Origin of the sequence: Rhodococcus sp. (in: high G+C Gram-positive bacteria), assembly GCF_049591685.1 — a bacterium.
GTDB lineage: Bacteria > Actinomycetota > Actinomycetes > Mycobacteriales > Mycobacteriaceae > Rhodococcoides.
Genome location: NZ_JBAWFH010000249.1, coordinates 1 through 8,753 on the forward strand (window position 1 = coordinate 1; position 8,753 = coordinate 8,753).

General features: G+C 64.5%; 7 protein-coding genes and 1 pseudogene. 2 read left to right on the plus strand and 6 right to left on the minus strand.

Features of this window, described 5'->3' with window-relative positions:
• The 6 genes from WBQ44_RS10545 to WBQ44_RS10570 all read right to left on the minus strand — a co-directional run.
• Positions 1-722: MlaD family protein (locus tag WBQ44_RS10545; protein WP_495566639.1), on the minus strand; the 722-nt coding region annotated here is incomplete at its 3' end.
• Positions 719-1,873, minus strand: a complete 1,155-nt coding sequence (locus tag WBQ44_RS10550; RefSeq protein ID WP_495566640.1) for an MCE family protein — start codon at positions 1,871-1,873, stop codon at positions 719-721. The genes WBQ44_RS10545 and WBQ44_RS10550, both read right to left, overlap by 4 nt.
• Entirely contained in the window at positions 1,870-2,664 is a 795-nt protein-coding gene (locus WBQ44_RS10555; protein ID WP_495566641.1) for an MlaE family ABC transporter permease, read from the minus strand. The genes WBQ44_RS10550 and WBQ44_RS10555 overlap by 4 nt, the downstream gene beginning before the upstream one ends.
• 53 nt (positions 2,665-2,717) lie before the next feature.
• Entirely contained in the window at positions 2,718-3,527 is an 810-nt protein-coding gene (locus tag WBQ44_RS10560; protein WP_495566642.1) for an MlaE family ABC transporter permease, read from the minus strand.
• Positions 3,528-3,530: 3 nt separating this feature from the next.
• Positions 3,531-5,096 carry a fatty-acid--CoA ligase FadD5 gene (fadD5, locus tag WBQ44_RS10565; protein ID WP_495566643.1) on the minus strand — a complete coding sequence of 522 codons (1,566 nt, stop codon included), beginning with the start codon at positions 5,094-5,096 and terminating at the stop codon, positions 3,531-3,533.
• 1 nt (position 5,097) lies between these two features.
• Positions 5,098-5,892, minus strand: coding sequence for an enoyl-CoA hydratase-related protein (locus WBQ44_RS10570; protein ID WP_495566644.1), 795 nt, complete (start codon positions 5,890-5,892; stop codon positions 5,098-5,100).
• Between the two features lie 216 nt (positions 5,893-6,108).
• On the opposite strand from WBQ44_RS10570, the gene WBQ44_RS10575 reads away from it, so the two are divergent.
• Together WBQ44_RS10575 and WBQ44_RS10580 are read left to right on the plus strand one after the other, a co-directional pair.
• Complete coding sequence (locus WBQ44_RS10575) at positions 6,109-7,326, plus strand: TetR/AcrR family transcriptional regulator (protein WP_495566645.1); 1,218 nt, start codon at positions 6,109-6,111, stop codon at positions 7,324-7,326.
• A gap of 562 nt (positions 7,327-7,888) precedes the next feature.
• Positions 7,889-8,753: pseudogene (locus tag WBQ44_RS10580) on the plus strand (IS256 family transposase); the annotation flags it as partial.

Below are 8,753 nucleotides of genomic sequence, written 5' to 3' on the forward strand. Positions count from 1 at the left end.
ATCACATCCGCGTTTCTGTCGGCGACCGTTCGACTCATGTCGGTCAACCCGGTGATCAACCGGGTGACCTCGTCAACGTGCAGGTTCATCGTGCCCAGAACCGAATCGAGGTCGGCGACCAGCTCGGTCAACACCACCTCGTTGTTCGCGAGGCCGGAGGTAACCGCCTCGACGTTGCGCAGGAGCGAGTCGACGGTCGCGGCCTCGCCCTGGAAAGCGTCGACAATCGAACGCGCCAAGAGGGTCACCTGCTCCGGGTCGACGGCGTCGAACAGCGGTTTGAAGCCGTTGACCAGCGCCGTGAGGTCGACGGGCGGGGTAGTGCGCTCCACGGGGATGTGGTCGCCGTCGACCAGACTGCCGGTGGGGTTCTCAGGCAGCACGAGAGCGAGGTAGCGAGCACCGAGCATGTCGCCGTAACGGACCGCGGCGGTGACGTCCGCCGGCACCGGCACGGCGTCGGCCACGGAGAAGTGCACCACGGCGGTGCTGTGTGTGCCATCGGTGGCGTAACGGACTTCGTTCACCCGGCCCACGCGCACGCCCGCCAGGGTGACGTCGTTGCCGCTGCGCAAACCGTCCACAGCGGTGAATTCGGCTGTCTGACTGCGGGTATCACCGCGAACCGGCACACTCAGGGTGTTGACGACGACGACGGCCGACATCACTCCCGCGACGCCGAAGGCGGCGAGTCGAACGAGCGGGCGAGACAACGGCGTCATCGGATGGTCACCTCGGTTCCGCGGAGAACGGGAGCGAGGAGCATCGTGCTCGCGGCGTTGAGCGGAAGTGATGCACCGACGGCTTCCTCCTGCACCACGGCGAGCCCACAATTGCCGCCGTCGAGTCCGGGATAACGCGGGCAGTCGGCCGCCGTGTAGGGCAGTGGTTCGGAGAAATCGGGGACGGCGGTGATGTCAAAGCGTCCGGTGGCGAAGATGCGAGCGCCCGCGGCACCGAACGGTGCGAACTGATCGAGTGTCGACGCCAGACCGGACGAATTGTCCGCGACTGTGCTCAGGACGGGCGTCCCTCGACGAACGACGGTGACGAGCTTCTCTGTGTTCTGGCTCGCCACGACGTTTGCCGACGACGCCAGTGCTGCGGCTGTCGTCAACAATGCTTCGACTCCCGTCGAATGATCGAGGGCGGTCTGCGACAGGGCGGTAGCGGCGTCGACGGTGGCGAGTACATCGGGCGCGGCGGACGCGAATGCCTCTGTCAAGGCAATCATCTGGGGCGTGTGATCGAGTACGGACATCAGGTGCGGTTCGAGACTTCCTGTGGTTCGGGACAAACGGTCGATGGTGTCACCGAGGGCATCGCCGCGGCCTCGCAGCGCCGTGGCCACTGCAGTGAGCGCTGTGTGAGCCTCGGCGGGTTCGAGCCGGTCGAGCAGATGAGTGACGCGCCGGTAAACCTCACCCAGTTGCACTGCCTCTGCGGAGGTGTCCATCGCGAGGTGATCGCCAGGCTGCACAGTTGGCCCGGGTGCGTCCGAGTCCGTCACGAGGCGGATGTAAACGTCGCCGAACAGGGTGCGCGGGACCACGCGAACGACGGCCGAGGACGGCACCCCACTGGGATCGAGAGCCATCGTGACGCGCGAGCGAGTGGTACCGCTGTCGATGTCGATGACCTTCCCGATCTGAACGCCGCGATACTGCACCCCGATCTCGCCGACGAGCAGGCCCGCGGACGCGTCGATGTCGGCGTATACGACGGGAGTGCGGTCGAAGGCGCCGCTGCTGTACGCGACGATGCCTACTGCGGTCATGACGACCGCAAGTGCCGCGGCGATTCCGCGGGCAGCGAGTGTGCTCGTCGTAGGCCCCAGCTGCCGCAGCCGGCTCGGTGCGCCGGACCTGATCATGTGACGCCGAGCCCGGGGATCGTCGGCACGATGCCCCACAGCGCGAACGTGAGGAACACGTCGGTGATACCGATGGCGAGGATGCTCGTGCGTAGCGCACGTCCGGCTGCACGTCCTACTCCCTCTGGACCACCGGAGGCGTGAAAACCGTAGGCACAGTGCACGAGTGAGACGATGACGGCGAATACGACCGCCTTGGCGACGGAGTAGACGAGGTCACCGGGGGTCAGCGCAAGGTGGAAGTAGTAGTCGTAGGTACCGGCAGAACTCCCGCCGACGGTGACCACGATCAGCCGGGTTGCGACGAACGTGGCGATGAGTCCGACGAGGTAGATCGGGACGATGCAGACGATGGCCGCGATCAATCGAGTGGTCGCGAGGAACGGGATCGACCGCACGGCCATGGAGTCGAGGGCGTCGATCTCGTCGGAGATGCGCATGGCACCGAGTTGCGCGGTGAATCCGGTGCCGACCTTGGCGGCCAGTGCGATGCTTGCGATCACCGGCGCGAGTTCGCGCGTGTTGGCTATCGCGGAGAGCAGGCCCGACAGGGAGGTGAGACCGATCAGGTCCAGGCCGCGATACGTTTCGACGCCCACCATCATTGCGGCGACAGCCGACATCGCGAACACGATGCCGATGGTGCCGCCGCCCGCGAGCAGTGATGCGTAGCCGAAGCTGACCTCGCCGATGTGTTGCGTGACGTGCTTCGGATATTTGCGGAGGGTGTACGGGATAGCGGCGACGGTTTCGGCGTAGAACGTCATGTGTCGGCCGAGAACGGCGAACATGCCGACCACGCTACGAGTCCGGTGCTGCAACCGGTGGAGGGTGTCGGACACCATCAGTACGTTCCCACTGCCGGCACGACGACCGCGTAGAGCTGAGACAGCACGGTGTTGACGACGAACACCATGACGAACGCGAGCACGACCGCTTCGTTGACCCCGTCCGCGACGCCGCTGGGCCCGCCCTTGGCGTGCAGACCCTTGAACGATGCGATGAGCGTCGATGTGACGGCGAAGCACACGGATTTCACCATGGCCATGGTGAAGTCGGAAACTCGTCCGTATTCACTGAACGTGGCGAGGAATGCGCCTGCGCTTTGTTCGGCGAGGAGCACCTGGTAGAGAAAGCAGGCCCCGATGCCCACGACCGTCACCATCGCGCAGATCGCGACCGCAACGAACATCGACGCAACGAGTCTCGGAACGACCAGCCGCTGCACGACGTCGAGCCCCATGACCTCCATCGCCGCGATCTCCTCGCGAATGGTGCGCGAGCCGAGATCTGCGCAGATCGCCGAACCCGCCACGCCCGCCAGCATCAAAGCGCACACCAGTGCGGCTGCCTGCCCGACTACCACGAACGCAACCACCGCGCCGGAATATGCACCCGCGCCGAGCCTCCCGGCCAACGACCCCACCGAGACCGCGATGAGCACGCCGATCGGAAGCATCAGCAGCAGCGCGGGCACCGTGCAGACGCGCGCGACGAACAGTGCCTGAGTGAGAGTTTCCTCCATCGAGAGGCGCCGACGCGCTATCGTGACGACGGTGCTCTGCAGCGCTGTCAGCGAGAACGCGATCAATCCGCCGATCTGGTTGGCGAGGTCGCGCCCCGGACTTCGCGAGACCGGCAGTTCGAATGTCACGGCTTACGCGGGTGCCGACGAGTATGTCCGCCGGAGCGCCACTTTGACGACCTTGCCACTGGCGTTTCGGGGCAGTGCATCGACGACAACGAGTTCCTTGGGGTGCTTGTATCGAGCGAGGTGATCGCCCAGCCACAGCGTGAGCTCGTCGAGGGTGAGGTCGGGAGTGCTTTCGCTGTCGTGCAACGCAACGATTGCCACAGGGACCTCGCCCCACTTGTCGTCCGAGCGGCCGACAACCGCGGCTTCGAGGATGCGGGGGTGCGCGAACAACACGTTCTCGACCTCGGCGCAGTAGATGTTCTCGCCTCCGGAGATGATCATGTCCTTCTTGCGGTCGACGACGAAGACGAAGCCTTCCGCGTCCTGTCGGACGAGGTCACCCGAATGGAACCATCCGCCTGCGAACGCGTCCGCGGTCGCATCGCGGTTCTGCCAGTACTCCTGCATCAGAGTCGGCCCACGGTAAACGATTTCGCCGATCTCGCCCATCGCCACGTCGTTCATCTCGTCGTCGACGACGCGGGCAGCGATGGTCGGGATCACGCGACCGACGGATCCCAGTTTCCGCAGGGCGTCTTCACCGTCGAGAACGCAGGTGATGGGCGACATCTCGGTCTGTCCGAACACAGCCACGTTGAGTGCGTCCGGGAACGTTGCGGCCATAGCCTTCAAGATGGTGTCCGACGCCGGTGCCGCGCCCCACGAGATGACGCGCAGGCTCAGGTTCCGCGGAGTGCGGGACTGTTCGGCGCACATGGCCTGCCACTGCACCGGCACCAGGAAGAGGGTGGTGACGCCTTCGGCTTCCAAGACATCCAGCAGTGCCGCTGGGTCGAAAGCACCGACGGGGTAGATCACCGTCGGGATGCCGAGCTGCAGGCTGGGGGCGAGGCTGCCGAGGGCTGCTATGTGAAACATCGGTGATGCACAGAAGCCGATTTCGTCGACACCGTGCATTTGCAGAGCGCGGATGCAGGTGAGCGATTGCGCTTGCATGTTCGTGTGGGTCAGCACGGCTCCCTTGGGCCGGCCGGTGGTCCCCGAGGTGTACATGATGAGCGCCGGAGCGTCGTCCGGAACGTCGACGGGGTCGGCCGGCTCGGAAACGGCCAGCAGCGCCTCGTAATCTTCTCCGACGGTGATCGTTTCGTACAGCGAGTCGACCTGCGCAGCAACGGCTCCTGCTAGCGGAGCCAGCGTCTCATCGGTGATCAAGAGCGCTGCGCCGCTGTTCTCGGCCAGGAACGCGACCTCCGGGGGCGTCATCCTGAAGTTGACCGGAACGGCGAGCGCGCCCAACGCGTTGATCGCCAGTACCGCCTCGAGATACTCCGGCCGATTGAGCATGAGGATCAGAACGCGGTCACCGAAGCCGACCCCTCGTCGGCTCAGGACGCCCGCGAACCGATCGACTCGGTCGGACAGTGTGCTCCACGAGATGGACGCGCCCAGAAAGCGAAGCGCTACCGCATCGGGTTGCATGCGGGCGTGGCGTCGCACCTGGTTGTTCCAGTTGTTACGCCGGGACAGTAGAGGTTCGGACAGGTCCGGTGCGGCTGGGTGCATGTCATGCGCCTTTCTGTGCAGAAGTGAGTGCGGTGACCCGCTCGGCGAATTCCGGCGATGTCAGAAGTTCGACCTGCCCCTCGGCTTCGCGTTCGAGGGCGTCGTCGAGCAGAGCCAGGGTGGTGGCGGTCAGTGCCTGCTTGGTCAGTTCGAGGGCGCGTCGCGGGCTACGCAGAAGCATCTTTGCGGCGGAATCGACGCGGGATTGCAGCCGGTCGACAGCCAAGACCTCGTTGATCAAACCGACGGAGCACGCCTCGTCGGCAGGTATCGGCTGCGCAAGCAGCATCATCGCGCTCGCTCGTGCGCGGCCTATCGCGGCGGGAACCAGAAGGCTGCTCGCGCCGTCCGGCATCAGCCCGACCCGGGTGAACGCGAGCAGGAAGTACGCGTCCTCACTCGCGTACACGAGGTCGCATGCGAGCGCGAGCGAGGCTCCGATCCCAACCGCAGGCCCATTGACCTGCGCGATCACCGGTAGTGGGCAGTGCAGCACCGTACGCACGAGGCTGGCGGCTCGGTCCATCGTGTGCCGCGCGGAAGCGACGGGATCCGGAGGGTTCACCGGGTCCGAGGGGCCTGCCGCAGCGAGGTCGACGACGTCCGCGCCTGCACAGAAGGCGGCGCCAGCTCCGGTGAGGATCACTACGCGCGCCTCGTCACCCGGAGCGGACTCGAACGCGTCGATCAGTGCAGCGCAGGTGGCGTCGTCGAGCGCGTTCATGCGCGAGGGACGGTCGATCGTGACGCGTAGTACGCCGTCGGAGAGTTCGGTGCGGAGCCCTGGATCCGTCATGGGTGTACGCCGTTTCGGTGGATGAAACTCGGTGGAACGAGCAGGTCCGTATGAGAATTGCCGCTAACTTAGCACTCGAATCGCACTCTATGTCAAGGAATCTTCGACAAACATCGATACCTGGCGTAGGTTCGCCTGTCAGACGAGATGGGTGACCGTCGAGAATTCTGGAGTCGAGTAATCTGGCCGGACACAAAGACGAGGGACGGGGTGGTCATGAGCGAAGCCGGCACTGGCGCGGCTCCGGCACCGTCCGGACCTCGCCGCCGCCGACCACGGGACCGAAAGGCGCAGATACTGACCGTCGCGGCCGAAGCATTCAGCGAACGCGGCTACCACGCGGTCGGCATCGACGACATCGCCGAGGCCCTCGATATTTCCGGGCCCGCGCTGTACCGCCACTTTCCGACGAAGTACGCGATGTTCGTGCACACCGTCATGAGACTCACCGGGATATTGCTCACTGCAACCGATCCGGTCGAGTCCGCGCAGGAGATAACACCGCAGGAGCGGCTCGATGCAGTGATGACAGCGATCATCGAGGCCACCATCGACAACAGGCGGACGGGAGGCCTCTATCGCTGGGAGGCCCGCTATCTTCTGGCCGAGGATCGCGTTGCCCTGCTCGACGCGGTGACGGTTCTCAATCAGCGGGTGCGTGAGCCGCTGATGCAACTGCGCCCCGAACTGGGTGCCCGAGACGCGGCAACGGTCACCGCCGCAGCGGTGAGCGTCGTCGCCAGCATCACGGCGCACCGGTCGGTGCTGTCGGCGAAACAGATCGGTGCACTGCTACTCGACACCACTCGCGGCGTGCTTGCCACGGAACTACCCAGCGGGGAGGGGGAAGTGGCGCCGCCGACCCTTCCGGATCTTGAGCCGAACACCAAGCGCGAGGTGTTGTTGTACGAAGCCATCCGACTGTTCTACCGCAGCGGTTACCACAACGTCAGCATCGAGGAGATCGGCGCGGCCGCGGGCATCAACGCGTCCGGCGTCTACCGACATTTCGCGGGAAAGGCGGACGTCCTCGCCGCGGCTTTTCACCTGGCGGGGGAGCGGCTCACCGTCACCGTCGATGCCGCGTTGGCCGAGTCCGGAACCCCCGAGCAGGCCATCGAAGAGCTCGTGCGGCTGTACGTCGAATTGTCCTTTCAGCGAAGCGAACTCATGGCGGTGTACTTCGCCGAGGTCGGCAATCTGCCGCGTGAGCAACGAAGTGCTCTACGAGGCGTGCAGCGGGTCAACATCGAGAACTGGGCCGATCTCGTCCGCGACGCCAGGCCTGAGATCGGCGCCGTCCAGGCGAGGTTCCTCGTCCACGCGGCACTCGGATTGGTGTTCGACATGGGAAGGCTGGCACATTTCGACCTCACACCGGGCTCTGCGGCTTATGTACGACGGTTGATGCACGCCACCCTGATGGGGTTCTGACGCCCGTCTCTCGAGCTTGGTTTGCTGTATGTGGTTGCAGGAGTGTCGAACTGCCGCTATTTCGAGTAGCGCTGGTCCGACCCGTACTTCTGGTACCAAAACCGCGCCACCGTTCGAGCCCCGAAACACCTCGTTGTCGGTGTGTTCGGAGCGCAACCGATGGCGGCGTGTGCACACCGTCTGTCACGGGACAAAGTCCTGCGGCAAGTCTCGTCAGCGGCGGCTGGTATGCGAACTGTCGTTCGCGTTCGACCTCGCCGGTGGAGACGGCCGATTCGGCGAAGTCCGTCGTCGATCGCATTCCCGGGTAAACTCGAAGGCTGTTCGCTGACAATACATTCGCTTCGGCGGAATGTGCCCTGACCCGTACTGCCGGTACCAGAACGGCAGTGCCCCGAGGTGGGCTGAACATGACCGAATCGATACGCCTCAACTGGTGTGCAGTGCCTTGGGTGCAGCGGTGAATCCGCAGCAGAATCCGGCGGTGTCTGGGGCCCGAATTCGGGCGTGTCAGATGGTTTGTGTAAGAACGGACTGACACGGATGGAGCATCATCGTGACCATGACTGTGGACGGCAATCATGCAGATGACACGAACGATCGGGCTGAGCACAGCGCCTTCGACGCCTTGAAGGCCTCGGGCGCCCTCGCCGAGGTAATGGCCAAGATCGACACGGGCCAGCTGCAGATCACCGGGCAGGGCGGGTTCCTGCAGAAGATGGTCAAGGCGGTTCTCGAGCGCGGATTGCAGACCGAACTCACCGAGCACCTCGGATACGACAAGGGCGACCCGGCCGGCCGTCTACTTCCCAACGCTCGCAACGGTTTCAGCAGCAAGACCGTCTCGAGCGAAGTCGGCGATGTGCCGTTGGCAATCCCCCGCGACCGCGACGGCACGTTCGTTCCAACCCTGGTCCCGCGTGGTGCGCGCAGGATTGGTGGGCTCGACGACATGATCGTCTCGCTCTAGGCCGGCGGCATGACAGTGCGCGACATCGAGCATCATCTTGCCTCGACCATCGGTACCGAAATTTCCCGCGAGACCATTTCCAAGATCACCGACTCGGTCCTCGAGGAAGTCCTCGAATGGCAGCGCCGGCCACTCGATCCGATCCTCTATCTCGATGCGATCGTGGTCAAAATCAGGTCCGTCAGCAGGTCGCCAACAGGGCTGCGCACATCGCCGTCAGTGTCGACCTCGACGGCATCAAACACGTGTTGGGGATCCGGGTTCAAGAACACGAACGGGCGAAGTTCTAGGCCGGGATCTGCGCTGAGCTGGCAAATCGTGGCGTCAGAGACGTTCTGATCGCCTCTTGCACAGATGACCTGACAAGCTCCCCGAAACCGCAAACTTGTCGGTGGCATCGTGTAGCGGACATGCGCGCGGAAGGCGTTGCAGCGCAATGCAATAGCTTGACTCGGCC

What these genes read in the sequence shown, in the direction of transcription:
- WBQ44_RS10575 (WP_495566645.1), top strand. Translation starts at nt 6,109, where the DNA reads ATGAGCGAAGCCGGCACTGGCGCGGCTCCGGCACCGTCCGGACCTCGC.
- WBQ44_RS10550 (WP_495566640.1), bottom strand. Translation starts at nt 1,873, where the DNA reads ATGATCAGGTCCGGCGCACCGAGCCGGCTGCGGCAGCTGGGGCCTACG.
- fadD5 (WP_495566643.1), bottom strand. Translation starts at nt 5,096, where the DNA reads ATGCACCCAGCCGCACCGGACCTGTCCGAACCTCTACTGTCCCGGCGT.
- WBQ44_RS10555 (WP_495566641.1), bottom strand. Translation starts at nt 2,664, where the DNA reads ATGTTCGCCGTTCTCGGCCGACACATGACGTTCTACGCCGAAACCGTC.
- WBQ44_RS10570 (WP_495566644.1), bottom strand. Translation starts at nt 5,892, where the DNA reads ATGACGGATCCAGGGCTCCGCACCGAACTCTCCGACGGCGTACTACGC.